The organism is Faecalibacterium langellae, assembly GCF_002549775.1.
GTDB classification, from domain to species: Bacteria; Bacillota; Clostridia; order Oscillospirales; family Ruminococcaceae; genus Faecalibacterium; species Faecalibacterium langellae.
On record NZ_NMTR01000002.1, the window covers coordinates 61,337 to 85,994 of the forward strand.

A 24,658-nucleotide genomic window follows, 5' to 3' on the forward strand; every position below is an offset into this window, starting at 1 on the left:
GGATTTTCTGGAATTACTTTTTCACGGGAGGAGCCCAAACCGGCAGATGCTTCAAAAACAAAATGCCGTTTTTTGTTACGACTTTTCCAGTGAAAATGCAAATCCCGGCAGACCGCAGTCTGCCGGGATTTGCGCTATCAAAAAGAAAAATTCCGCTGAATATGGCCAGAGTGCAACGGCGGCCATTCAAAATCGTCCGCCTGCCAAATCAAAGATTCGTTACATCGTGCCGGGTGGGCTGGCCTTTCGCAAAGGCGTCCGCGCTTTCCAGCACGCCGCGCACCATGCTCTCCACATCTTCTTCGGTGTAGAAAGCCGTGTGGTCGGTCAAAATCACGTTGGGCATGCTGCGCAGGGCGGCCAGCTCCGGGTTCGGGATCACATCGCCCATGCGGTTATAGTAGTACAGGCCGTTCTCGTTTTCCAGCACGTCCAGCGCTGCGCCGCCCAGTTTGCCGCTCTCCAGCCCGGCGATGAGGGCATCGCTGTCGATCAGCTTGCCGCGGGCCGTGTTGATGATCACTGCGCCCGGCTTCATGGTCTCAATGGCCTTTGCGTCGATGAGGTGATGGTTCTCTGCGGTGGCGTTGGTGTGCAGGGTGATGACGTCGCACTCTTTCAGCAGGGTTTCCAGCGGCACATACTCCGCGATCTTCTTCACGTCCTCGTTCGGGTACAGGTCGTAGGCCAGCAGGCGGCAGCCAAAGCCGGACAGGTGCTGCAGCACGGTGCGGCCGATGCGCCCGGTGCCGATGACGCCCACCGTGCAGCCCGAGATATCCCGGCCGATCTTGCCCTTCAGTGAGTAGTCCTGGGCTTCGCCGCGCTTGAGGATGTGGCCCGCCTTGCGCAGGCTCATCAGCATGAGCATGATGGCAAAGTTCGCCACGCCGTTGGGCGGGTAGTCCACATTGGCCACCTTCATGCCCAGGGCCCGGGCCGTCTCGCGGTCCACATGGTCGTAGCCGATGGAGCGGCAGCAGATGCTCTTGATCCCCAGCTCGTGGAAGCGCTTCACCATGGGGGCGCTCATGTCGCAGGGCGTCACCGACACGGCGTCGTAACCCTTTGCCAGCTCTGCGTTTTCCAGCGTGGGGTAGTCCTGCGAGTAACCAAATTCAATGTCCATCTGCGGTGCCAGCCGCTGCGCGATGCCCAGCTCATCGTAGGGGCGCAGAGTGTAGAAAAAAACTTTTGTCGCCATAAATTTCCCTCCCAGTCCAGTTTGCCCCATTGTAACACGTTTTGCGCTGCTGCGCGCAGATTTCGTCGTGAATTTTGTTCATCTCCGGCGTGAGAACGCATATTTCCATGCAGATGCTGGAAAAAACGGTTGTAAATTGTCGGAAAAGAGGGTATGATAAAAGAACTGGGAAGTATACATCAATAAATCAAAAAGGAGTGTGCCTTATGCGCGCTTATGAACGGCTTTTGAACTATGTCCGGGTGCACACCACCTCGGACGAAAACTCCGGCACCCATCCTTCTGCGGCGCGGGAGTTCGACCTCGCCCGTCAGCTGGTGGAGGAGATGAAAGCACTTGGCCTGGAGGATGCCCGTGTGGACGAGCACTGCTATGTCTACGGCACTCTGCCCGCCACCCCGGGCTGCGAAGACAAGCATGCCCTGGGCCTGATCGCGCACATGGACACCGCCGACGACGCCAGCGGTGAGAACGTGCAGCCCATCGTGTGGGAGAACTACAACGGCGGCGAGGTGACCCTGCCCGCCACCGGCATGGTGATGAAGCCCTCGGTCTTCCCCTTCCTGAGCAGCATGAAGGGCGAGACCCTCATCACCTCGGACGGCACCACCCTGCTGGGTGCCGACGACAAGGCCGGCATCGCCGAAATTCTGACCGCTGTGGAAACGCTGCAGGAAAAGGGCCTGCCCCACGGCAAGCTGTGCATCGCCTTCACCCCGGACGAGGAGATCGGCGAGGGGGCTGAGCTGTTCGATATCCCGGGCTTCGGGGCCGACTTTGCCTACACCGTGGACGGCGGCGACGCCGGTTCCATTGAGTATGAGAACTTCAACGCCGCGTCTGCCACCGTGACGGTCCACGGCTTCTCGGTGCACCCCGGCACCGCCAAGGGCACCATGATCAACGCTTCCAACGTGGCCATGGAGTTCCACGGTTCGCTGCCCGTCACTGCCCGGCCCGAGACCACCGAGGGCCGCCAGGGCTTCTACCACCTGTGCCAGATGTACGGAGACGTGACCACCGCCAAGCTGGGTTACATCCTGCGCGACCACGACGCCGCCAAGCTGCAGTTCAAAAAGGACAACATGCTGGACATTGCCGAGTTTTTGAACGGCAAGTACGGCGAGGGCACCGTGGAGGTGGAGATCAAGGACAGCTACCGCAACATGCTGGAAAAGATCAAACCGCATTTCCACCTGGTGGAAACAGCCCGCAAGGCCACCCGCATGGCAGGCCTTGAGCCGGAGGAGATCCCCGTGCGCGGCGGCACCGACGGTGCCATGCTGAGCTGGAAAGGTCTGCCCTGCCCGAACCTGGGCACCGGCGGCTTCAACTTCCACGGCGTGTGCGAGTGCATCACCGCCGAGCGCATGGACCGCTGCACCGAGATCTTGCTGAATATCATCGGGCTGTACGCGGAATAAAAACAGACGCGGCTCAAAAACAGAAGAAATACCCAAAAAGTCCGGGAGAGCACAGCGCTTTCCCGGGCTTTTTTGCTGCTGTTTTTTACAGGATGGACATGAACCACTCAACAGTCTTGGGGTCGTAGTGGGAGAAGAACAGGCTTTCGCCGCCGTCCAGTGCTTCAATGGCAGCCATATCCTCGGCGGAGAGGGTGAAATCGAACAGCTCGAAGTTCTGCTGCATCCGCTCCTTGTGGACCGATTTCGGGATAATGACCACGTCGCTCTGCAGCAAAAAGCGCAGGGCGGTCTGGGCGGCAGTCTTGCCGTACTTGGCACCGATGGCGGTCAGCACGGGGTTGGTGAACATATCCTTGCGGCCCTCGGCAAAGGGACCCCAGGATTCGATCTGGCAGCCGTACTTCTTCAGGTATTCCCTGGCCAGCTTCTGCTGCTGGAAGACATGGGTCTCGATCTGGTTCACGGCGGGCTTCACGCTGGCGAAGTGCTGGATGTCCAGATAGCGGTCAGGGCCAAAGTTGGAAACGCCGATGGCACGGATCTTTCCGGCGCTGTAGAACTCCTCCATGGCGCGGTAGGTGCCGTAATAATCGCCGAAGGGCTGGTGGATCAGCAGCAGGTCCAGGTAATCGGTCTGCAGCTTGCGCATGGACTCCTCAATGGAAGCCTTGGCCTTTTCGTAACCGGCGTTGGTGATCCACACCTTCGTGGTCAGGAAGAACTCCTCGCGGGGCAGGCCGCACGCAGCCAGCGCTTCGCCCACGCCTTCCTCGTTGCCGTAGGCCTGGGCCGTGTCGATGCTGCGGTAGCCCACGTCGATGGCGTCCAGCACGCAGCGTTTGGTGTCCTGCGGCGGGGTCTGGTAGACGCCGTAGCCCAGCTTCGGCATCTTGATGCCGTTGTTCAGTGTAACGTATTCCATAGCAAATGCCTCCTGTTTTCCGGTTTTGGGTGAAGTGTGTTTCTGGCACTACTTTACAACAGATCGGCAAAAATGTAAAATATCAATAGTGGAAACTGCTTTTCACAAAATGAAATGTGAGGTGTGCAATGCTGGATCTGAATGAACTGCAGCAGCTGGTGGATTTTGCGGACCTGGGCACCCTTTCCAAAGTGGCGGAAAAGGGTCACATCTCCACCCCGTCCATCACCCGCAGCATGAAAAATGTGGAGGAACACTTCGGCGTGCCGCTGTTCACCCGCAGCAAAAACCGCATTGAGCTGAACGACACCGGCCGGGAGGCGGTGGCGGCAGCCCGCAAGCTGCTGGCCGAAGCGGAGCAGGCGGTCCGCCAGGTGCAGGCCTTCGACCAGCGCCGCCGCACGCTGGTGGTGCGCTCCTGCGCCCCGGCCCCGCTGTGGGAACTGCTGCCGAAGCTCAGCGCCGCCTGCCCGGGCATGACCATTGCTTCCAGCATTGGCCAGAACGAGGAAGTGCTCGCCGCATGGCGGCAGGGCGGGTGCGACATGGCGGTGCTCCCGTTCCGGCCGGAGGCGGAAGACGGCACCGCAGTGCAGGAATTCATGCACGAAAAGCTCTTTGTCTGCGTGCCGCCCGGCCACGAGCTGGCCCGCCGCGAAAGCCTGAGCTTTGCCGAGATCAACGGCTTCAATTTCCTGCTGCGCACGGAACTTGGCTTCTGGGATACGCTCTGCCGCCAGAAGATGCCGTCTTCCCGCTTTCTGGTGCAGACGGACGAGTTTGCCTTCGATGCACTGGTGGCGTCCTCCTCGCTGCCGTGCTTCACCACCGATTACTTCAAGAATGCCCGGGAACGCTACCCGGGGCGGGTGTTCCTCCCGCTGCGGGACCCGGAAGCGGACGTGACCTTTTACGTTCTGCAGCGGGCGCAGAAAAAATAAAAACCACGGATGCACAGCCCGGGTGCACCCGTGGAGATCGTCACTGTTTTTTGTGGTAGCCGCAGTCGCAGTAGGGGCCGCCGGAGGCAAGGGTGTATTCCCGCACAAAGGTGGTGGCCCCGCCGGCATCGGCCATGGTGTAGTCCATGTGGCACAGAGCCGGGGTCAGGTCGTAAAGGCCCAGCTCCTTCATCAGGGTGCAGATGCCGCAGCGGGAGAAGCGCGCCTCAAAGCCGCTGCCGTCGGCATAGGGGAAATACTCCATGTTCCAGGAGTAAGGGTTGCGGTCGGCGGCGCGCAGGTCTGCGGTGGCCTGCATCCCGGCAAGGCGCTTGGGGGTGTACTGGGTCTTGCCGCTCTGGCGGAAGGCCCACTGCACCACCGGGGTCATCATGGCGGCGGCATAGTAACGAGTCAGGGTGTCCACATCCGGCCGCTGCGGCATGTTCAGGATATAAGCGCAGAGCATGGCGCAGTTGACGATGTTCATCTTGAAGCGGTCTGCTTTTTCAAACTCCGGCAGCGTTGCAATGATCTGCTGATATTTCGGCTTTGCAAGCGCCTCCACGGCTTTGGCCTGCTGTGTGCTCAGGCTAAATGCGGCGGTCAGCTGCCGGGTGAATGAGCGGTGGAACAGCGCCCACATGGCCATGGGCATTCCGGCGTATTTCATGCAAGGTCCCTCCTTATCTTCCGCATGGGGGTTCTTCTGCTTCCATTATAACGGACGGCCGCCCGGGATGCAATCGGGAGAAGCGCCGTGGCCCGGCAGGGGCTTCCCGGCGGCAGAAAAGCGTGGTAAAATAAGGGAAAACAGCAGAAAGGAACCCTTTTTCATGAACGAGACAAAAGACGAAGGCCTGCAGGGCAACGAGAAGATCGAGCAGGCCGTGCTGGCGCTGCAGCACGAGCCCACCCAGGAGCAGCTGGCCCACACCCTGACGGTGCTGCGCCGCCGCATGAAAGCGCAGGGACAGCTGGTGGCGGCGGTGGAGCCGAACCTCGGCGGCGCGCCGCTGCAGCTGCGCACGGTGCAGACCGCCGACGGGGCCCGCTGGTGGTACGCCTTCACCAGCTTTGAGCAGGAGCTGAAAGGGGCCGAGGCGGTGCAGTCCACCTTCCTGGTGGAGATCGAAAAGCTGTTCGATGCGGCGCTGACGGTGCCGGAGATCAGCGGCGTGATCCTGAACCCGTGGGACCGCACCCTTCAGCTGGACAAGAACCTCATCCGCATCATCAAAGGCTGAACCGCGCCGAAACGCACTTTTTTGAATTTTTCAAAAACCTCTTGACTTAAAGTTGAGTTTAAGTTGTAGAATAAGGCCAGAACATGATACGGGAGGTTTTTGGAAATGTACACTGAAACTCTGACGCTGGCAAACGGCGTAAAAATTCCGCAGCTGGGTCTGGGCACCTGGTTCATCGACGATGCAAACGCAGCCGAGGCCGTGAAGGCCGCTGCCAAGCTGGGCTATCGCCACTTTGATACGGCGCAGGCTTATGGCAACGAGCGCGGCGTGGGCGAGGGCGTGCGCAGCTGCGGCGTGCCCCGCGAGGAGCTGTTCGTCGTGTCCAAGGTGGCCGCCGAGCACAAGACCTACGAGGCCGCCAAGGCCAGCATCGACGCAACGCTGCAGAAGATGGGCCTGGACTACCTGGAGCTGTCTCGCTGCCCAAGACTGCGAACCCCGCCCACATGGAGACGAATGCCGCCGTGGACTTTGCCATCAGTGCCGAGGACATGGAGAACCTCAAGCGCTTCAAGCACATTGAGAGCTACGGTGCAAGCAGCGGCTTCCCGGTGTACGGAGGAAAACTGTAATGAACAAGCCTTATATCATCTGCCATATGATGACCTCCATCGACGGCCGCAGGGAGATGCCCTCGGTGTTCGACGGGCGCACCATGGAGCACCCGCTGACCCACCTGCGCCTGACCGGCGTGCAGCAGTTTGAAAGCGGTGCGGTCTGGCTGCGGTATGCTCTGTAAAAAAGTGAAAATGCGATAAAAAAGGAACCGGACGGGCGAAAAGGCCTGTCCGGTTCCTTTTTTATCCCCGCCAGCCCCGGGCGGCAGGGTCCAGCATTTCGCTGGCCGAATAAATGAGTGCGTTGCAGATGGCGGCGGCCACGTTGCTGCCGCCCTTGCGGCCCATGGCCGCGATGGCGGGCACGCCGCAGCGCGTACAGGCGGCAAAGAGCACTTCCTTGCTCTCCACCACATTCACAAAGCCCACTGGCACGCCGATGACCAGAGCAGGCCGCAGCCCGGCTTCCAGTTCTTCGGCGATGGTCAGCAGGGCGGTGGGGGCGTTGCCCACCGCGAGAATGGCCCCCGGGTGCTCCTGCGCTGCTCGGTGCATGGCGGCCACGGCCCGGGTAGTGCCCGCCTGCTTGGCGGCTTCGGCCACGGCGGGGTCCGCCATGTAGCAGACTGCTTCACACCCCAGCTTTGCAAGCCCGGGCTTCGAGATACCGGCCAGCGCCATGTTGGTGTCGGTGACAATGGTCACGCCCCCGTGCAGAGCCCGGACTGCGGCCTCCACCGCACCGGGGGTGAACCGCAGATTTTTGGCGTAGTCAAAGTCGGCGGTGGTGTGGATGACTCGCTTGACCACGGCAGCCGTTTCCGGCGGCGGGGTCAGGCCCATCTCGTCCAGCTCTTTGGTGATGATGGAAAGGCTCGTCCGCTCAATGTCGGCGGGCAGATGATGCTGCGGCGTCATACGCTGTCTCCTTTCTGCAGGCCCATGGCGGCATAGACGGCGGGCATGTCCAGCGCCGCGCGCACGCCGTCGGCAAGCTTGTCAAACTGCTGCTGACGGTACTGCTCCATGGGGATGAGATCAGCCCCGGCGGGGTCCAGCCCCTTGCGGCTGCACAAAAATGCGGTGAGTTTTTCGGTCAGTTCGCCGGTGTCGAACAGGCCGTGCAGGTAGGTGCCAAACACATTGCCCTGCACACAGCCCTCCGGCGTGCCGTCCGCAAGGGTGCAGAACCCTTCGCCCCGCACCTCGGTGCGTCCGGCATGGATCTCATAGCCGGTCAGCCTGGCCCCGGCAAAGGGCCCGGCGGCGGTCACGGCTTCGGTCTGGGTCAGGTGCTTTTCGGCGTTGAAGGTGGTGACCGTGGGCAGCAGGCCCAGGCCCCGCAGGGTGCCCGGCGTGCCGCTTTCTTCGCCCGCCGGGTCGCGGAGCTCCTCGCCCAGCATCTGGTAGCCGCCGCAGACGCCCAGCACCGGCGTACCGCTGGCGGCAAGCTTCTGCACCAGTGGTTCCAGCCCGCTTTCCCGCAGCCAGCGCAGGTCGTCCATGGTGTTTTTGGTGCCGGGCAGGATGACAAGGTCCGGCGTGCCCAGCTGACGGGGGTTCTGCACATAGCGCACGCCCAGCAGCGGGTGCTGCTCCAGCGGGATGAAATCGGTAAAGTTGGAAACATGCGGCAGGCGCAGAATGGCGATATCCAGCGGTTTCACGGCCCTTTTTGCGTCCAGCCGGTCAGAGAGGGAGTCCTCGTCCTCGATCTCCACCCGCAGATAGGGCACCACACCCACCACGGGCAGATGCGTCTTTTCTTCCAGCATGGCAAGGCCCGGGCGCAGAATTTCCACATCACCCCGGAACTTGTTGATGACAAGGCCTTTGATGCGGGCCCGTTCCTCCGGCTCCAGCAGTTCCACGGTGCCGTAGAGCTGGGCGAACACGCCGCCCCGGTCGATGTCGCCCGCCAGCAGCACCGGCGCATCCACGAGCTTTGCAAGGCCCATGTTCACGATATCGTCGGCCTTCAGGTTGATCTCGGCGGGGCTGCCTGCGCCCTCAATGACGATGATGTCGTTCTCGGCGGCAAGGCTGTTGTAGGCTTCGAGGATGTCCGGGATGAGGGTGCGCTTCATTTTAAAGTAATCGGCGGCGGACATCTGCCCCCGGGCCTTGCCGTTCACGATGACCTGACTGCCCACATCGCTGCTGGGCTTGAGCAGGATGGGGTTCATGCGCACGTCCGGCTCTACGCCTGCAGCCTGCGCCTGCACCACCTGTGCCCGGCCCATCTCAGCGCCGTCTTTGGTGACAAAACTGTTCAGGGCCATGTTCTGGCTTTTGAACGGGGCCACGCGCCAGCCGTCCTGCGCAAAAATGCGGCACAGCGCCGCGCACAGCAGGCTTTTGCCCGCGCCGCTCATGGTGCCCTGCACCATAATGCATTTTGCCCTGCTCATCGTGCCACCTCCGGCAGGGTCTCGGCCAGCAGTGCCAAAAGCTGGCGGTTTTCTTGTTCGGTGCGCACAGCGGTGCGGTACCAGCAGGCAGAAAGGCCCGGGTAGTTGCCGCAGCTGCGCAGCACCGCACCCTTCTGCCGCAGGGCATTGCCCAGCGCTTCCGGCGCGCGGAACAGCAGGTAGTTGGCCCGGCCCTCGATCACCCGCAGGCCCAGCGCCCGCAGGCCGCTTGCCAGAATGGGCCGCTGTGTCTTGATCAATTCACGCACCTGCGCGACATATTCCGTTTCGTCCAGCGCGGCGATGCCTGCCGCCTGCGCCAGACTGGACACCGCCCACGGCTGGCCTGCTGCCTGCATCCGGGCAAGGAGGGCTTCATCCGTGCAAAGGCAGTAGCCCAGCCGTACGCCCGCCATGCCGTAAAGCTTTGTGAAGGCTTTGAGGATGACAAGATGCTTGCTGGTCTGCAGCAGCCGCTTTGCTGAGAGCGTATCGCCCTCGGGCAGAAAATCGAGGAAGCACTCGTCCACCACCAGCCGTGCGCCCACGGCTTCGCATTTGTGCAGCAGGGCTTCCACAAGGGCAGGCTGGGCCAGCTGGCCGGTAGGGTTGTTGGGCTGGCAGAGGAACACCATCTCGATGCCCGGGTGCACCGCATTCAGGATATCTTCCGTCACCGCAAAATCATTTTCTTCCCGCAAAAAGTGCCGCTCTACCGTGCAGCCAACGGTTTCAAGGGCTGTGGCATATTCGGCAAAGGTAGGGGCTGTCACCAGCGCGGTGCGGGGCTTTGCGGCCAGTACCAGCCGGAAGATCAGGTCTGCTGCGCCGTTGCCGCACAAGATGCTTTCGGCGGGCACATTCTCGGCTACAGCCAGCTTTGCCCGCAGGGCGCGGCACAGCGGGTCGGGGTAGCGGTCGGCGGTGGCAAGGGACGCCGTAATGGCCTTTGCTACGCCTTCCGGCAGGCCCAGCGGGCTGACATTGGCCGAAAAATCCAGCGGATCGCGGCCGAACTCGGCGCGGTAGCCCGCCCAGTCGCCGCCATGGGTCAGTGGTTGCATAAAAATCCTCCATAATAAAGCCTTCCCCCGAGGGGGAAGCCTTCAGAGAGCTGCTGCACCCCATGCCAGCGCAAAGGCGCTGGCCACATACATCATGCGGTTGGCGCGCAGGATATCCTGCGGCTCAATGGGCCGCAGGGCATCGCCGATGGTGGGTTTATCATAATATTCGCCAAAGTAATAGGCAGGCCCGGCCAGCTGCACGCCCAGGGCACCGGCACAGGCGCTTTCGGTCTGGGCGCTGTTGGGGCTGGCATGGTTGCGCCGGTCGCGCCGCCAGATGCGCCATGCACCTTTGGCATCATTGCCGGTAAAGGCTGCGGCCGCCACCCACAAAAGGGCGGCAAGGCGGCTGGGAATGTAGTTGGCCACATCGTCCAGCTTGGCAGGGATGCGGCCAAAGTAGAGGTACTTCTCGTTTTTGTAGCCCAGCATGCTGTCCATCGTGTTGATGGCTTTGTAAGTGAGTGCCAGCGGTGCCCCGCCGATGAGCATGTACAAAAGCGGGGCGATCACGCCGTCGCTGGCATTCTCGGCCACCGTTTCCACGGCGGCTTTGGTCACGCCCTCGGCGGTGAGGGCTTCGGTGTCGCGGCCCACGATGTGGCTCACGGCCTTGCGTGCGGCGGGCAGGTCATTTTTGATAAGCTGGGCATACACATTCGTACTTTCCTGCACAAGCCCTTTGGCCGCCAGCGCCTGCCCGCACCAGAACATCTGCACGGCAAGGCCCAGCCAGGGGCTGATCCTTGCCGCCAGCAGGCAGACAAGGCTGGTAATCAGAAAGGTGCCCACCGGCAGGCAGAATGCCACGATGCCGCCGCCCAGCACTTCGCCCTGCGGCGTTTTGGGCAGGCGGGCGCGCAGGAACTTTTCCAGCCGGGAGATGCACTTGCCCATCAGCACCACCGGGTGCGGCAGCCAGGCCGGGTCGCCGAAAAGCGCGTCCAGCACGAAGCCGCCCAATACAGCCCACAGGATCATCACTGGGCCTCCTTCGTATACTGGACGGTTTTTACAAGGTAAAGTACTCGCTTTTCGGTCCAGTCCTTGGCATCCAGCACATAGCCGCCTGCGTTGGGGCCGCACCAGTCATAATAGTCCCTGCGGGGCAGGGCGAACCGTTCCATAGCCGCCATCTGGGTGCCGCCGTGGGCCAGAATGACCAGCCGCTGTTCCCCTGCGGCAAGGGCCTTGTCCACCAGCTGGGCAAAGGTGCGGCAGATACGGTCCGAGAAATCGGCCTTGCGCTCACCGTCCGGGCAGGAGCTTTCGCAGTTGGCCTGTACCCAGGCCTGATACTCGGGGTCTTTTTCCATCTCAATGAAATTGCGGCCCTCAAAGCTGCCAAAGCACATCTCCTTCAGCCCGTCCACTTGCACGAGCTTTGCGGTGGGGAACAGGATGTGCGCCGTCTGGCTGGTGCGCTGCAGCGTGGAAACGTAGACCACGTCCGGGTCGAAATCGGCACGGCACAGCTGGGCCGCACCTGCGGGCGAAAGCGGGATGTCGCGCTGGCCCTGATAACGCTTCTGGGCGTTGTACTCGGTCTGGCCGTGGCGCAGAAGATAGATCAGCATGTTGGAAGTTCTCCTTTCAAAACCGTGGGGATGCCGCAGAACATCTGCACCACGCAGTCGGCACGCGCCGCCAGCAGGCAGGCAAGGCGGCCCGCTGCTTCGCGGTCGGCACGTTCGTTTGCATCCATCGGCACAACACCGCCGCCCACTTCGGTGGCGATGAGGATATCGTATTCATGGGCAAGCCTGTCCGCAAGGGCAGGCAGGTCGGCGGCGTCTGCCGCCAAATTTTGCACGTCGGCCCGCATTTTTAAATTGTGGCCGGGCAGTGTCTGCGTAAAGGTGCGCTTGCCGCTGTAGAGCGGCCCGGTGATAAAGATCATAACAGCCCTCCCCACTGGCAGGCGGCCAGCGCCGCCAGCATCCACAGCTCGGCCTTTTGCAAGAACCACCCGGCAAGGTCGCCGGTGATGCCGCCGAACTGCTTTGCGCTCATCTTATTATAATAGAACAGCACCGCCAGCGCGGCCAGCACCAGCGCCCAGCCGCGAAGGAACATCATGCAGGCGGCCAGTACGACAGCCAGCACGGTCAGCACCCGGCGCACAGTGGTTTTGTCTGCCGCCGTGGCAAAGGTATGGGCAAGGCCGGTGTTTTTTGCCATGGGGAACGCGGCCACGGCGTAGCCGGAGAGGGTGCGTTCCAGCACCAGCGCCAGCGTCCACAGTGCGCCCACCCGGGGCGTGAACTGCACGCAGGTGCACAGGCCGAAGTAGGCCAGAAAATAGCTGCACAGCCGGATGACCGCAAAGGCACCGCAGTGGGGGTCTTTTAAAATTTCCAGCTTCTTTTCCCGGTCGCCGTAGCTGGAAAGGGCGTCGCAGGTGTCGGCGTAGCCGTCCAGATGGATGCCGCCGGTGACCCACACCGGCACCAGCGCAAAGCCTGCCGCTCTGACAAGGTCCGGCAGGGGCAGTGCCCCGCACACGTACCATACCGCGCCGATGACCAGCCCGATGAGCGGGAAAGCGCACATCGCATAACGCATGTTTTTTTCGTTCCACTCGAACTGCGGCACCGGGATGGCCGAGAACATGGCAAAGGCCACCGCGATGGTCTGCAAAACGATCATGGTTCCACTCCTTTATAATATACAGGTACGCCGCACACCACCCGCACCACATTGTCGGCCCGGGCGGCGAAGGCGTTGTTCACCTGCGCAAGGGCCCGCAGATAGCGGCCCGTGTCGCCTGCATAGTCGGCGCCGCCGCTGAACACCTCGTTGGAGACAACGATGAGATTTTCGCACTGGGCGGCAAGCAGATCCAGCCCGCGCAGGATGGCGGCCGCTGCGTTCTCTCCCGCCCCGGTGGGGTCGTAGAGCTCGTTGGCGGCAAGGTTGCCAAGGTCCTCCAGCAGAGCTGTGCCCCGGGCGGGCAGACGCACCGCGTCCAGATGCAGGGGGCACTCCACCGTTTTAAACTGCTTTGCGGCCCGCATTTTGCGATGTTTTTCCACCCGGGCGGCGCATTCGGCGTCCCATACCTGCATAGTGGCAAGATAATAGCGCGGGAGCGCGGTTTTCAGCACAAGGCTTTCCGCATATTCGCTTTTGCCGCTGGCGGCACCGCCCAGCACCAGCGTCAGCATTGGGGAGTATACGGCGTGATGCCGCCCTCCGTGAAGGAGTAGCACCCGCCGTACACGGCCAGCGCCATATCCCACAGAGGGATGGACGCCACCGCGCCGGTGCCCTCGCCGAGGTGCAGGTTTGCCGTGATGAGGGGCGACTTGCCCAGGGCTTCCAGCACCAGCCGTGCGGCAGGCTCGGCCGAACAGTGGCTGGCAAACACCGCCTTTGCGGCCGCCGGGCAGAGGCGCACGGCGCACAGAGCAGCCACGCCGCTGATGAAGCCGTCCATCAGCACGGGCACACCGGCCAGCGCACCGCCCAGAAAAACGCCGCACAGGCCCGCGATGTCAAACCCACCGAGCTTGCTGAGAACATCCAGCGGGTCTTCCGGGTCTGGTTCGTTGACAAGGATGCCCCGGCAGATGGCGTCCACCTTGCGGGCCAGCCCTTCGTCCGAAAGGCCCGCACCGCGTCCGGTCATGAGCTCCACCGGCTGGCCCAGCAGCACCGCCGCCACCGCGCTGGAGGTGGTGGTGTTGCCAATGCCCATCTCACCGGTGGCGATGAGCCGGTAGCCGTTGTCCGCCAGCTCCCGGGCAAGGGCAATGCCCGCCCCGATGGCCTGCACGGCCTGCGCTCGGCTCATGGCAGGGCCAGCCGTAAAGTCTGCCGTGCCGGATGCAATGCGGCAGTTTCGCACGCCGGGCACCGGTTCGCCCGCGATGCCCATATCCACGGGCAGCACGTCGCAGTGGGCGGTGCGGGCCATCTGGCAAACACTGGTGCGGCGCATGGCGAGGTTCTCAGCCACGGCACGGGTCACTTCCTGCCCGGTCTGGCTCACGCCCTGCGCCACCACGCCGTTGTCGGCGCAGAGCACCGCCACCACCCGGCGGGAGAAGTCGAGGTCCGCGCTGCCGGTGAGGGCGGCAGCATCTTCCAGCATGGTCTCAAGGGTGCCCAGCCCGCCCAGAGGTTTTGCAAGACCCATCCAGTGGGCGCGTGCCGCCGCGCGGGCGGCTTCGTCCGGCGGGGTGATGGAAGCAAGCAGTGTTTTCAATTCCGTTTCGGTCATTTTTGTTGTCCTTTTGTATAGCGTTCTGCCGCCGCCACAAAGCGGCGGGGCAGGGGCGTGCCCGCCCAGTAAAAATGCGGGAAGCCCGCATAGAAATTCTCAGTTGCAAAGCCGCATTCCCACTGCATTTTTGCACTTTTGCAGGCAGTAAATGCAGTGCCGTTTGCGGTGGAATCCCAGTGGTGGAATTCGTGGATGGGCAGCTTTTCTCCCGCGCGGAACAGCAGGCTGTCCGCCTTTGCGGTGAGCGTCGCATACCCGAACCGCACCAGCCTGCCCACCCGGATGCCCTCGCCCGGCAGAACGCCTGCCATGGGCCAGTTCTGGCCATCTGTCCCTTCAAGGCTCTGCCCGAGGTAGAGAAAGCCGCCGCACTCGGCCACGGTGGGCAGACCGGCGCTCACGGCGGCCCGGATGGATGTGCGCATGGTCTCATTTTCGCTCAATCGTTTGGCGTACAGCTCCGGGTAGCCGCCGGGCAGGTACAGCCCGCCGATGCCTTCCGGCAGGGCGGCATCGTGCACCGGACTGAAAAACACAAGCGTTGCCCCGGCGTCCCGCAAAGCGTCCAGCGTTTCGGCATAGGTGAAGCAGAAGGCTTCGTCTTTTGCCACGGCGATGCGGGGAAGAAGGGAAGCCTTCCCCCAAGGAGGAAGCCTTTCGCTTTCCGGCTCCGGTTTCTCGGTCAGTTCGGCCAGCTTGTCCCAGTCCAGCACCAGGCTGTCTGCCAGCAGGGCGATCTTTTCCTGCAGGCCGGCAATTTCATCGGCGCTTTTCAGGCCGAGATGGCGGCTCTCCACCACAGCTTCGGGCAGATGGGGCAGATAGCCCAGAACCGGCAGACCAGTCTCGGCTTCCAGCAGGGGTTTGAGCATGTTGTACAGCTTTTCGGAGCAGTTATTGAGCAGAATGCCTGCGAGATGGCTGTTTTTGTGGAAGTGCACCAAACCCTGAATTTGGGCCGCCAGCGTCACGCTGGCCCCTTTGGGCTGCACCACCAGAAGCACCGGCAGGCCCAGCGTATCTGCCAGCTCCCAGGCACTGGCCCGGGTGGTCAGGCCCTGTCCGTCGTAAAAGCCCATGGCACCCTCGCACACGGCGGCACCATGCCCGGCGGCGTAGCGGGCATAAAGGGCCTGCACGGTGTCTTTGGTGGAAAGAAACAGGTCCAGATTGTGGCTTTCTACGCCGAGAGCCGAGCGGTGAAACATGGGGTCGATGTAGTCCGGTCCGGATTTAAAGGCACAGGGGTCGGCTCCGTGCTGTTTCAGCGCCGCCAGCACCGCGCAGGTGACGGTGGTCTTGCCGCTGCCGGAAGACGGCGCGGCGATGAGGAATTGCATCATTTGCATGTCCCTGTAATGAGGAAGGTGGGGTTGTTGGCCATGAGCAGGTGCAGGCGGCCCGCCGGTTTTGTGCGGCTGACGGCAATCTGCGTCACCTCGGCGGTCAGGCCCCGGGCGGTCAGCGCGGCAATGGCGGCGCTCAAGGTCTCCAGTGCGATGGCCGAGATGCAGATGCGTGCCGCCGCGTTTTTGGTAAGCACCGCGTCCAGCACGGCCTCCATGCCGCCTTTCGTCCCGCCGATGAACACGGCGTCCGGGGCGGGCAGGCCGTCGAGAGCTTCCGGCGCTTTGCCTTCGATGAGGGTCAGGTTGTAAGCACGGAATTTCTCCCGGTTTTTGCGGATGAGCGCACAGGCGTCCGGCTCGCACTCCACAGCGTACACGCGGCCTTTCGGGGCCGCAAGGGCCAATTCCACACTCACGCTGCCGGTGCCTGCGCCCACATCCCACACCGTATCGGTGGGGGTCACCGCCAGTTTTGCCAGCGCGGCGGCACGCACCTCCTGCTTGGTCATGGGTACGTCGCCCCGGGTGAAGGCTTCATCCGGCCAGCCCTGTGAACGAAACGGCGGAAGATCGAAGTTTTCCACCAGCAATACGCTGAGCGGTGCAAAACTCTGCCCGGCCAGTTCGGCGGCAGAGCCGTAGCGGATGGCTTCGGCTTCGGTGCCAAGGTTCTCGCCCACAACACCGTGGGCCGCACCCATACCGGCAGCGGTCAGCTTCCGGCAGAGGGTGGCGGGCGTCTCGGTGCCGCCGGTGAGGAAGAATACGGCCTTGTTCGTCATGCATTCTGCCACCGGGTCGCAGGCACAGCCGTGGGCCGAGACCAGCTTCCAGTCCTGCCACGGGCGGCCCAGCGCCGCCGAGAGCAGCTGCACGCTGGAAATGCCCGGGTACACCCGGGCCGGGATGCCCAGCGCCCGCAGGGGCGTGAGCAGGCCGGACGCTCCGGAGTAAAACCCGATGTCGCCGCTGTAGAGCACGGCGGCGTCCTGCCCGGGGTTCTGCGCCAGCATTTCGAGGATGTCGGCAGGCTGGTAGAGGGCAAACTGCCGGGCGGTGCAGTCTGCGGGCAGACCCGCCAGCAGCCGTTTTGCGCCGAACACAAGGCCCGCGCCGCGCACGGCGGCCTGTGCCTGTGCGGAAAGGGCTTCCCACCTGCCGCTGCCCATACCGATCAGTGTGACCATTGCAACATCTCCTGACAATGCGTGAATAATTCGTCCTCGGTCTCGCCGACCTCCGGCGGGCGGCGCAGCACCACCAGCTGTGCGCCGGTTTTGGCAGCGGCCTGTACCTTCTCGGCAAAGCCGCCTGCCGCGCCGCCGTCCTTGGTGACGAGATATTGAATATGGAACTGCTCCATCAAAGCAACATTCAGCACGAGGCTGAACGGCCCCTGCATGGCGATGATGTTTTTGTGCGGGATGTGGGCCGCCTCGCAGGCGGCAATGCCCTCCGGCGTGGGCAGCACGCGGGGGTAGAGCCGGGCCGGGTCGAGGGACGCAAAAGCAGAAAGCTCCTTGGCACCGGTGGCCAACAGCACATTGCCATCCTGTCCGGCAAGGTATTCTGCGGCCTGTGCCGCCGTCTCAAACACGGCGCAGCCCTCGGGCAGGGGACTCTGGGCCCGCAGCAGGCGGCGGTATTCCACGCCCGCCTGCGCCGCTGCCGCGCGGATGTTTTTGGTGGCATCCACCGCGTAGGGGTGGGTGGCGTCGATGCAGAGGTCTGCACCTGCCAGCAGCGCCGCCATGGCGTCCGGCTGCAGCCGCCCGGCGTGGACGGTGATGCCCGCCATCTCGCCCTGCTCCTCGGCACCCAGCGGCGTTGCCACGCAGACGGTCACTTTGGCACCCAGTGCGGCCAGCTTCTGGGAGAAACGGCGGCCCTCGGTGGTGCCGCTGAACACGACCGCCTTCACTTGCGGTACCCCCGAGGCGTGACCATCCAGCCCGAGACCGCGCGGGTGGCTGCGTTGCCGATGTACACGGTGGTGAACATATCCACCGGGGTGCTTTCCAGCTCGGCCAGGGTCAGCACACAGCTGGTCTGGCCTTCGCGGCCGATGTTGCGCACAAGGCCGCAGACCGTCTCCGGGCCCTTACCGTTAGCGCGCAGAATGCGCACCGCCTTCTGCAGGTAGTCCGGGCGGCCTTTGGAGGAAGGGTTGTACAGCGCCAGGCAGAAATCGCCCATGGCCGCGCAGGCCAGCCGCTTTTCAATGACCTCCCACGGGGTGAGCCGGTCGGAAAGGGAAATGACGCAGAAATCATGGGCCAGCGGGGCACCCAGCACGGCTCCGCCGCTGAGGGCGGCGGTCAGGCCGGGCACGACCTCTATGGTCACGTCCGGGTATTCTTCGGCCAGCTCCAGCAGCGGGCTGGCCATGCCGTAAACGCCCGCGTCGCCGCTGCACACCAGCGCCACCCGTTTGCCGGTGCTGGCCTTTTCCAGCGCCCAGCGGCAGCGGTCGATCTCCTTTGTCATGCCGGTGGAATAGTATTCCTCGCAGGGAAACTCCGGCTCGATCAGGTCGAGATACAGCTTGTAGCCGCAGATGGCGTCCACACTTTCGAGGACATTGTGGGCTTCCTGGGTCATATAGTAAGGGTCGCCCGGGCCGATGCCGACCGCATAGACGACGCTTTCCGGCTGGTCGATCTCAAATTCCATCGGGTCAAACATTTTGCCACCTCCAATCCGGGGCAAAGGGCCGCACCGCCAGCGCAAAGGTCACGCCGGTGCGGGCGTATTTGTGAAAAACGAGCGGCCCGCCTGCCGCCAGCACGGCTGACCGCTCGCAGACATTGTCCACGCCGGTGACGCTCTGCACAAAGGCAGAGGGCGTAAAGCTGCCGGGCGCGGCGCGCAGGGCTTCGGCGGGGAAGAACTGCACCGGCCAGCCGTGATCCTGGCAGAAGGCAAGTAAGCCCGCTTCGTTTTGTTTCAGGTCGATGCTGGCCGCCGCCGTGATGCACTGCAGGGCCAGCCGGTTTGCGGCACAAAAGGCCGCGAAAGCTTCTTCCAGCGTGCCGGCGCTGGTGCCGCGTTTGCAGCCTACGCCCAGCACCCCGATGCGGGGCACCAGATGCAAGGCGTCTCCCGCCGGGCAGAGGGTGAGGGCAAAGTCCGGGGCATCTGCGCTCTCGGTCAGGCTCGCAGGCGGCGTGCCTGCAATGGGCCAGTCGGATGCAAAGTGCACGGGCCTGCCCGCCAGCAGTGCACCGCTGACAAGCTTGATGCGCTCCGGCTCCAGCACGGCACAGTTCTGGTGCTTGGCCCACTCGTCCACCGCAAACACGCCGATTGCATCGGTAGCCGTGGTGATGACCGGCACCGCGCCGCACACAGCCGCCAGCGCCCGGGCCAGGTTGTTGGCACCGCCGAGGTGGCCTGAGAGGATGGGCACCGCAAAATGCCCGCACTCGTCCAGCACCACCACGGCGGGGTCCGACGCCTTGCTCTGGCAGTGGGGGGCAATGGCCCGCACTGCGATGCCAACAGCGCCCACAAAGATCAGAGCGTCACTCCCGGCAAACTGCCGGGCTGTCCAGTCGGCAAGGCCGACCTGCCCGGGCGCATGGCCGCAGCGGGCCACACTGCCGGAATAGGCTGCCGCCAGTTTTTGGGCCAGCGCAAGGCCCTTTGCCGTAAAGGCAAGGTAAGCCCGGGTCACTGGTCGGTCCCCTTGCGGAACGCGGTGGTGAAGGCCGGGTCGTAGAGCTTGCTGCGCTCGTAATTCTGGCCCAGGAAGCCGCCCACCACGATGAGGGCCGTCTTGGTGATGTGTGCCGCATGGACGCTCTCGGCCAGCGTGCCCACGGTGCAGCGAACGGTCTTCTGTTCCGGCCAGGTGGCTTTGTACACCACCGCTGCCGGGGTCTCTGCCGTGTAGGCACCACCTGCAAGCAAGGCTTCCTGCACCTTGTCCACCAGACCGATGGAGAGGAAGATGACCATGGTGGCCCCGTGTGAAGCAAGGCTTGCCAGCTTTTCCTTTTCCGGCACCGGGGTGCGGCCCTCCATGCGGGTGATGATGACGGTCTGGCTGACAGTGGGCAGGGTGTACTCGGCGTTCAGCGCCGCTGCCGCGCCGCAGAAGCTGGAAACGCCTGGCGTGTCATCGTAGGGGATGCCTTCGGCATCCAGCACGTCCATCTGCTCCCGGATGGCGCCGTACAGGCAGGGGTCGCCGGTGTGCAGGCGCACGGTGGTCTTGCCCGCGGCTTCCATCCGGCGCATCACATCCAGAACCTGTTCGAGAGTCATCTCGGCGCTGTTGTAAATTGCACAGCCCGCTTTGGCAAGGCCAAGCAGGGCCGGGTTCACGAGACTGCCCGCATAAATGATGCAGTCGGCGGCCTGCAGCAGGGCCGCGCCGCGCTGGGTGATGAGGTCCGGTGCACCGGGGCCTGCGCCAACAAAATGTACCATAGCGTTACTCCTTTACCAGAACGGTGGCAAAATAGCCCGCTGATTCTTCCGGCCGGGCAGCGGAAAGGTCGGTCCAGACGGCTTCGTCCGGCAGACCGCAATTGCATACAAGGGCGCTGTCGGCCAGCTTTCTGCGGGCTTCCAGTGTATCGAGAAGGGCGGGCAGCTGCCTGCCGGTCTTCATCAGCACTTTGGTGCCGGGCGTTTCCAGCACGCGGTCTGCCCAGCCGCCGGGCGCAATGGTGAGCGGGGCATCCATGCCGCCGGTGAGGGGAACATTCAGCCGCGCCGCCGCCGCGCAGAAGCTGGGCACACCCGCCGCCATGGCGGTGGCATAGCCTTCCGCCTGCAAAATCTCCTGCAAGTACCCGAAGGTGGCGTAGATGGAAACGTCACCGATGTTCAGCATGGCCACGTCCTGCCCGGCATCCAGAAAAGGCCGCACGGCCTGCGCCGCCTGCCGGTGAGATGCCGCCAGCACCGCCGGGTCACGGCTCATGGCAAAGTGCAGGGGAACGATGGCCTTGCCGTCCAGTGCATCACCCAATGCCCGGCGGGCGATGTCCAGCGCCAGCATCTGGCCGGAGGATGTCTGCGGCGCGGCCAGCACCGGGCAGCTTTGAATGAGCCGCACCGCCTGCAGAGTGAGCAGTTCCGGGTCGCCGGGGCCGACGCTGACACCGTAAAAGGTACCTTTTACATTTTCCATTCTGTCATCAGCTCCTTTGCGGTTTCGGTCTCGCCCAGCGGGCCGTGCTGGTTCGAGAACAGCACGGCACCCACCCGGAAGCCCCCGCCTGCCCGGCGGTCAAGGTGCAGCTGGATGGCGGCAAGGATGCTTTTCAGCACTGGGGTGCGCAGGTTTGCACCGTCCAGAATGTCAAGGCAGGCGTCGGTGGTGGCGGCGTCCATTAGGGTGGCGCACACTTCGCGGGAAGCGCCGCACAGCGCCGCGTGGGCGCAGAACACCTCGGCGCGGCCATCGGCGGTGTGGGAATGGGTGTTCATGACGCCCGCCGCCAGCTTGACCAGCTTGCCGATGTGGCCCACGAGAAGCGCTTCTTCAAAGTTTGCCGCTGCGGCCATATCCAGCGTGTCACCGATGAAGTTCGAGGTCTTGACCACCGGGAACCGCTCAAACTGTGGCAGGGCAGACGCCAGATAGTCCAGCCCGTAGTTGCCCGGGGCCAGCACCAGCCGCCGTGGGCCGTCTGTGTTTTTGGCACGCAGAGCGGCCTGATTCATTTCCAGCTGGATGGTGTCCAGAATGGCCTGCTGGCTCATGGGCTCCACGATACCGCTGGTGCCCAGAATGGAAAGGCCCCCCTCCACGCCGATGTGGGGGTTGAAGGTGCGCTTTGCCGTCTCGGCCCCGCCCTCAATGGAGATGGTCACGGCAAAGCCGCCTGTGTAGGCCGCGTTCTCGGCCTCCCGTTCCAGCGCTTCGGCGATCATCTGGCGGGGCACATGGTTGATGGCGGCTTCGCCCACCGGCTGGTCAAGGCCCGGTTTAGTCACCCGGCCCACACCCTCGCCGCCAAAGATGCGCACGCCGGGCGCGTCCGGTTCCAGCACGACCGATGCAATGACCGGCAGGCCGGTGGTCACATCTACATCGTCGCCGCCGTCCTTGCGGATGGCGCATTCTGCGCCGGTGTCCGTTTTGCGGCAGAAGATGGGTGCCACCTCCACCACAATGCCTTTCGGTGTGCGCAGAGCCACCGTCTCCGGTGCATGGCCGGTGAGCAGCAGTCGTGCCGCGCCCGCCGCACCCAGCGCCGCACAGGTGCCGGTGGTGTAACCGCAGCGCAGCAGCTTCTGCCCGCTGCGGACGTAATGCTCAAATTGCGGCCCAGCCGGGTTGGCTTCCGGCTTTGGCGGCTCCGGTGCGCCGTATAGAGCAGCGTACTGTTCTTCCGTCAGGCCATACAGCGCCCGGATGTTCTCCGGCGCAAAGGCAGCATCCGGCGTCAGCACGCCGGACACCCCGGCAGGGGAGACGCACACCACTGTGTCGGCAATCTTCTGCGCCAGTTCCAGCTCATGCAGGCTCAGCACCACGGCGAGATGCTCACCATGGGCCAGCTCTTTTAAAATGGTCAGCAGCTCGATCTTGCCCTTGATGTCCAGAAAAGACGTGGGCTCGTCCAATAAAATCACCTGCGGCTGCTGGCACAGGGCCCGGGCCAGCAGAACGCGCTGGCGCTGGCCGTCGCTGATGCGGTTGAAATCCCGGTCGGCGAGATGGGCTGCACCCACCCGTTCCAGTGCGCTGTGCGCCTGCCGTTTGTCTTCGGCCGAGAGGATGCCCAGCCGCCCGGTGTAGGGGTAGCGGCCCGCCGCAGCAAAGTCAAAGCAGGTGGTCAGCTCCATGCGGCGGCTGTGCGGTGCCATCAGGGCAAGCTTCTGGGCCCGTTGGGTGCCGGTATAGTCGGAAAGGTTCTTTTCGTCCAGCAGCACCGCGCCGCCCATGGGGTCCAGCTGGCCCGCCAGCGTGCGCAGCAATGTGGATTTGCCCGCGCCGTTGGGCCCGATGAGGGTCAAAATCTGGCCGGGCTGCACCCCCAGCGCAATGCCGGAGAGAAGCGGCGTTTTGCCGTAGCCGATGGCAAGGTCATTTGCCGTGCAGAGAAAGGTCTCGTTCATCGTGCACCCTCCTGATTGCGCCGCACCAGCAGTCCGATGACCACCGGCGCGCCGAACACTGCCGTCACCGAGCTGATGGACAGCTCGGTGGGCGCAAACAGACTGCGGGCCAAAAGGTCACAGAACAAACAGAACGCCGCCCCGCCCAGGCAGCACCCGGGCAGCACATGCAGCGGCTTTGCACTGCCCAGCAATTGCTTGACGAGGTGCGGCACCGCGATGCCCACGAAGGAGATGGGCCCGGCAAAGGCAGTGACACAGGCCGCCAGCAGGCTGGAAAGCAGCACCAGTGCCGCCGAGAACGGCTTGACGTTCACACCCACGCTGCGGGCGTATTCTTCCCCCATCTGGTAGGCGGCCATGGGTTTGGACAGCAGAAAGGAAGCCGCCAGCGCAGGCAGGGCCACCAGCGCCGCTGCCCGGACGTTGGCCCAGGTCATGCCGGAAAAGCTGCCCTGCGACCAGTTGTGCAGGTTGACGATGTTGGAGTCCTGCGCAAAGGCCACCACGATGTCCGTGATGGCCGAGCAGATGTAGCCGATCATGACGCCGCAGATGACGAGGATGCTCATGCGCTGCACCCGCCGCGCCACCGCCAGCACAAAGGCCATGGCGGCCATAGCGCCCACGAAGGCGGCGACGATGAGCGTTACCGAACCGGTGAGCATCCCGCGATTGAGGAAAACCACCATGGTCAAGGCCACGGCCAGCTTGGCCCCGCTGGAAATGCCCATGACGAAGGGCCCGGCGATGGGGTTTGCAAAGAAGGTCTGCAGCAGGTAGCCCGCCGCGCTGAGGGCCGCACCCAGCAGCGCCGCCATCACCGCGCGCGGCAGACGCAGCTGCAGAATGATGTTCATGGAAAGCGTGTCCTGCCCCTTGCCCAGCAGTGCCGCCACCACTGCGCCCGGCGCAAGGGACACACTGCCCCAGAACAGGTTCAGCGCAAACAGCACAGCCAGCGCCGCCGCAAGGGCAAGATAGGAGACAGCAAGGCGTCGGGTACGGGTCATAGACAGTCCTTTCAGTAAAATAAGACTTGATTATTACAGAACGCGTGACGGTACGCCCTCATCCGGCGCATTCGCGCCACCTTCTCCCGACGGGGGGAAGGCAGAAAACGTCAGGCAACATGGGTGAGGAATTTCAGGGTATCGGCATCGGGTGTGCCCTCGGTGAACACCTTGTTCATGTCAAGGATGAGGTCAGCAAGCTCCATGCTCTGCTGGAACAGGCTTTGGCTCGTGCACCACACCTGCCCGTTCTGCACGGCCTTGAACTCGCTGAGCAGCGGGAACTTTTCGGTCAGCTGGCTCACGGATGCAATGGTGCCTTCGATGGCGCTGTTGTAGATGAGCACGTCGGCGTCTTTGGCACCGGCGTAGAAATCTTCCAGCGGCAGGTTCATGGTGGCAAGGCTGTTGCCATTGTCGGTGAGGTCCGAGAAGACGTAGGCCCCGCCGGCCATCTCGATCATTTTGGCCACATAGTCGCTGCCTTTGCGCACGGTGGCGAGGTTGTTGGAGCTGAGGGAGAAGAACGCGCAGCTCTTGCCGGTGGGCTCCTGCTCCAAAAGCGGCGCAATGGCAGCTTCCTGCGCGGCAAACACCTGCTCGGCCGTGTCTTCTTTGCCCAGCAGGATGCCGTACAGCTTGATCCACTCCATGCGCTCAAGCGGGCCGCTCTCGTAGCTGGAACGCTCCACCAGCACCGGGATGCCGAAATGCTCCAGCTGCTCCTTCACTTCGGGGGTGTGCAGGATCATGGTGTTCTGGATGGCAAGGCTGCAGTTTGCGGCTAAGATTTGCTCGTAGTCTGGGGCGCTGTACTTGCCCGCGTAGGCGATGCGGCCTTCTTCCATGGCCTGCTTTGCTTCGGGCAGATACCAGCCCTCGGCCTTGGTGCCGGAGAGGGTCACGCTGTCCAGCGCGTCCAGATGCAAAATCAGGTCCATCACCGAGGTGGAGACAAGGTAGATGTTCTCCACCGGCTGACGCAGCACGGTCACGTCGGCGGGCAGGCTGTCCACCTCGGCGGCATCCTGCGGCACAACGAGAAATTTCTGGCCGGAATCCGGGATGCTCACCATGGTATAGCCGCCTTCGTAGCAGTCCGCCGTGAACTGCTGCGCGTAGTCCAACTGGTAATGATGCGAGAAAACAAGACTTTCTGTATTCGCAGGCTCTGCCTTACTGCCGCAGCCGGAAAGCGCCAGCGTTGCC

27 protein-coding genes and 1 pseudogene are annotated in these 24,658 nt (G+C 63.4%); 6 read left to right on the forward strand and 22 right to left on the reverse strand.

Features of this window, described 5'->3' with window-relative positions; genetic code table 11:
• Positions 1-208: 208 nt before the first annotated feature.
• Positions 209-1,204 carry a D-isomer specific 2-hydroxyacid dehydrogenase family protein gene (locus tag CGS49_RS01025; protein WP_097800115.1) on the reverse strand — a complete coding sequence of 332 codons (996 nt, stop codon included), beginning with the start codon at positions 1,202-1,204 and terminating at the stop codon, positions 209-211.
• A 206-nt stretch (positions 1,205-1,410) separates the two neighbouring features.
• On the opposite strand from CGS49_RS01025, the gene pepT reads away from it, so the two are divergent.
• Positions 1,411-2,628, forward strand: a complete 1,218-nt coding sequence (gene pepT / locus CGS49_RS01030) for a peptidase T (RefSeq protein ID WP_097800116.1) — start codon at positions 1,411-1,413, stop codon at positions 2,626-2,628.
• Positions 2,629-2,713: 85 nt separating this feature from the next.
• On the opposite strand, the gene CGS49_RS01035 is transcribed toward pepT, so the two are convergent.
• Positions 2,714-3,553 (reverse strand): aldo/keto reductase, encoded by an 840-nt coding sequence (locus tag CGS49_RS01035; protein ID WP_097800117.1) that lies wholly within the window; start codon positions 3,551-3,553, stop codon positions 2,714-2,716.
• A 128-nt stretch (positions 3,554-3,681) separates the two neighbouring features.
• Here CGS49_RS01035 and CGS49_RS01040 point away from each other — a divergent pair, with 128 nt between their 5' ends.
• Positions 3,682-4,494: a LysR family transcriptional regulator gene (locus tag CGS49_RS01040; protein ID WP_097800118.1), complete on the forward strand. Its 813-nt coding sequence runs from the start codon at positions 3,682-3,684 to the stop codon at positions 4,492-4,494.
• 40 nt (positions 4,495-4,534) lie between these two features.
• On the opposite strand, the gene CGS49_RS01045 is transcribed toward CGS49_RS01040, so the two are convergent.
• Positions 4,535-5,167 carry an L-2-amino-thiazoline-4-carboxylic acid hydrolase gene (locus CGS49_RS01045; RefSeq protein ID WP_097800119.1) on the reverse strand — a complete coding sequence of 211 codons (633 nt, stop codon included), beginning with the start codon at positions 5,165-5,167 and terminating at the stop codon, positions 4,535-4,537.
• Positions 5,168-5,330: 163 nt separating this feature from the next.
• Here CGS49_RS01045 and CGS49_RS01050 point away from each other — a divergent pair, with 163 nt between their 5' ends.
• From CGS49_RS01050 to CGS49_RS14095, 4 genes and pseudogenes are all read left to right on the forward strand, one after another.
• Positions 5,331-5,741, forward strand: coding sequence for an SseB family protein (locus tag CGS49_RS01050; protein ID WP_097800120.1), 411 nt, complete (start codon positions 5,331-5,333; stop codon positions 5,739-5,741).
• Between the two features lie 105 nt (positions 5,742-5,846).
• Positions 5,847-6,098: pseudogene (locus CGS49_RS14600) on the forward strand (aldo/keto reductase); the annotation flags it as partial.
• Between the two features lie 92 nt (positions 6,099-6,190).
• Positions 6,191-6,316 carry a hypothetical protein gene (locus CGS49_RS14605; protein ID WP_343215846.1) on the forward strand — a complete coding sequence of 42 codons (126 nt, stop codon included), beginning with the start codon at positions 6,191-6,193 and terminating at the stop codon, positions 6,314-6,316.
• Positions 6,316-6,483 (forward strand): hypothetical protein, encoded by a 168-nt coding sequence (locus CGS49_RS14095; protein ID WP_179858999.1) that lies wholly within the window; start codon positions 6,316-6,318, stop codon positions 6,481-6,483. The genes CGS49_RS14605 and CGS49_RS14095 overlap by 1 nt, the downstream gene beginning before the upstream one ends.
• A 61-nt stretch (positions 6,484-6,544) precedes the next feature.
• Here the strand turns inward: CGS49_RS14095 and CGS49_RS01060 are convergent, their stop codons facing one another.
• From CGS49_RS01060 to CGS49_RS01150, 19 genes are all read right to left on the reverse strand, one after another.
• A complete protein-coding gene (locus CGS49_RS01060; protein ID WP_097800121.1) occupies positions 6,545-7,219 on the reverse strand; it encodes a precorrin-8X methylmutase in 675 nt (224 codons plus the stop codon).
• Positions 7,216-8,712 (reverse strand): cobyric acid synthase, encoded by a 1,497-nt coding sequence (locus tag CGS49_RS01065; RefSeq protein WP_097800122.1) that lies wholly within the window; start codon positions 8,710-8,712, stop codon positions 7,216-7,218. Before CGS49_RS01065 ends, CGS49_RS01060 begins: the two co-directional genes overlap by 4 nt.
• The gene (locus CGS49_RS01070) at positions 8,709-9,776 is read right to left on the reverse strand and encodes a pyridoxal phosphate-dependent aminotransferase (protein ID WP_097800123.1); all 1,068 of its coding nucleotides are present in this window, start codon (positions 9,774-9,776) and stop codon (positions 8,709-8,711) included. Before CGS49_RS01070 ends, CGS49_RS01065 begins: the two co-directional genes overlap by 4 nt.
• Positions 9,777-9,818: 42 nt before the next feature.
• Entirely contained in the window at positions 9,819-10,760 is a 942-nt protein-coding gene (gene cbiB, locus CGS49_RS01075; protein ID WP_097800124.1) for an adenosylcobinamide-phosphate synthase CbiB, read from the reverse strand.
• Positions 10,760-11,356 (reverse strand): histidine phosphatase family protein, encoded by a 597-nt coding sequence (locus tag CGS49_RS01080; RefSeq protein ID WP_097800125.1) that lies wholly within the window; start codon positions 11,354-11,356, stop codon positions 10,760-10,762. Before CGS49_RS01080 ends, cbiB begins: the two co-directional genes overlap by 1 nt.
• Complete coding sequence (locus CGS49_RS01085) at positions 11,350-11,679, reverse strand: bifunctional adenosylcobinamide kinase/adenosylcobinamide-phosphate guanylyltransferase (RefSeq protein WP_097800126.1); 330 nt, start codon at positions 11,677-11,679, stop codon at positions 11,350-11,352. Before CGS49_RS01085 ends, CGS49_RS01080 begins: the two co-directional genes overlap by 7 nt.
• Positions 11,676-12,428 carry an adenosylcobinamide-GDP ribazoletransferase gene (locus CGS49_RS01090; protein WP_097800127.1) on the reverse strand — a complete coding sequence of 251 codons (753 nt, stop codon included), beginning with the start codon at positions 12,426-12,428 and terminating at the stop codon, positions 11,676-11,678. The genes CGS49_RS01085 and CGS49_RS01090 overlap by 4 nt, the downstream gene beginning before the upstream one ends.
• On the reverse strand, positions 12,425-12,946 hold the full coding sequence (locus tag CGS49_RS01095; RefSeq protein WP_097800128.1) for a bifunctional adenosylcobinamide kinase/adenosylcobinamide-phosphate guanylyltransferase: 522 nt from the start codon (positions 12,944-12,946) through the stop codon (positions 12,425-12,427). Before CGS49_RS01095 ends, CGS49_RS01090 begins: the two co-directional genes overlap by 4 nt.
• Positions 12,940-14,004, reverse strand: a complete 1,065-nt coding sequence (cobT, locus tag CGS49_RS01100; protein WP_097800129.1) for a nicotinate-nucleotide--dimethylbenzimidazole phosphoribosyltransferase — start codon at positions 14,002-14,004, stop codon at positions 12,940-12,942. Before cobT ends, CGS49_RS01095 begins: the two co-directional genes overlap by 7 nt.
• Positions 14,001-15,350, reverse strand: coding sequence for a cobyrinic acid a,c-diamide synthase CobB (locus CGS49_RS01105; protein WP_097800130.1), 1,350 nt, complete (start codon positions 15,348-15,350; stop codon positions 14,001-14,003). Before CGS49_RS01105 ends, cobT begins: the two co-directional genes overlap by 4 nt.
• A complete protein-coding gene (gene cbiE / locus CGS49_RS01110) occupies positions 15,347-16,543 on the reverse strand; it encodes a precorrin-6y C5,15-methyltransferase (decarboxylating) subunit CbiE (protein ID WP_097800131.1) in 1,197 nt (398 codons plus the stop codon). The genes CGS49_RS01105 and cbiE overlap by 4 nt, the downstream gene beginning before the upstream one ends.
• Positions 16,531-17,277, reverse strand: coding sequence for a precorrin-6A reductase (cobK, locus tag CGS49_RS01115; RefSeq protein WP_097800132.1), 747 nt, complete (start codon positions 17,275-17,277; stop codon positions 16,531-16,533). The genes cbiE and cobK overlap by 13 nt, the downstream gene beginning before the upstream one ends.
• The gene (gene cobJ, locus CGS49_RS01120) at positions 17,274-18,041 is read right to left on the reverse strand and encodes a precorrin-3B C(17)-methyltransferase (RefSeq protein WP_097800133.1); all 768 of its coding nucleotides are present in this window, start codon (positions 18,039-18,041) and stop codon (positions 17,274-17,276) included. Before cobJ ends, cobK begins: the two co-directional genes overlap by 4 nt.
• Positions 18,034-19,032, reverse strand: coding sequence for a cobalt-precorrin 5A hydrolase (locus tag CGS49_RS01125; protein ID WP_097800134.1), 999 nt, complete (start codon positions 19,030-19,032; stop codon positions 18,034-18,036). Before CGS49_RS01125 ends, cobJ begins: the two co-directional genes overlap by 8 nt.
• On the reverse strand, positions 19,029-19,790 hold the full coding sequence (cobM, locus tag CGS49_RS01130) for a precorrin-4 C(11)-methyltransferase (protein ID WP_097800135.1): 762 nt from the start codon (positions 19,788-19,790) through the stop codon (positions 19,029-19,031). The genes CGS49_RS01125 and cobM overlap by 4 nt, the downstream gene beginning before the upstream one ends.
• Before the next feature lie 4 nt (positions 19,791-19,794).
• Entirely contained in the window at positions 19,795-20,499 is a 705-nt protein-coding gene (gene cobI, locus CGS49_RS01135; protein WP_097800136.1) for a precorrin-2 C(20)-methyltransferase, read from the reverse strand.
• Positions 20,487-22,436: a cobalt-precorrin-5B (C(1))-methyltransferase CbiD gene (gene cbiD / locus CGS49_RS01140; RefSeq protein WP_097800137.1), complete on the reverse strand. Its 1,950-nt coding sequence runs from the start codon at positions 22,434-22,436 to the stop codon at positions 20,487-20,489. The genes cobI and cbiD overlap by 13 nt, the downstream gene beginning before the upstream one ends.
• Entirely contained in the window at positions 22,433-23,449 is a 1,017-nt protein-coding gene (locus CGS49_RS01145; RefSeq protein ID WP_097800138.1) for a FecCD family ABC transporter permease, read from the reverse strand. Before CGS49_RS01145 ends, cbiD begins: the two co-directional genes overlap by 4 nt.
• A gap of 110 nt (positions 23,450-23,559) precedes the next feature.
• A complete protein-coding gene (locus tag CGS49_RS01150; protein WP_242975293.1) occupies positions 23,560-24,576 on the reverse strand; it encodes an ABC transporter substrate-binding protein in 1,017 nt (338 codons plus the stop codon).
• Positions 24,577-24,658: the final 82 nt, after the last annotated feature.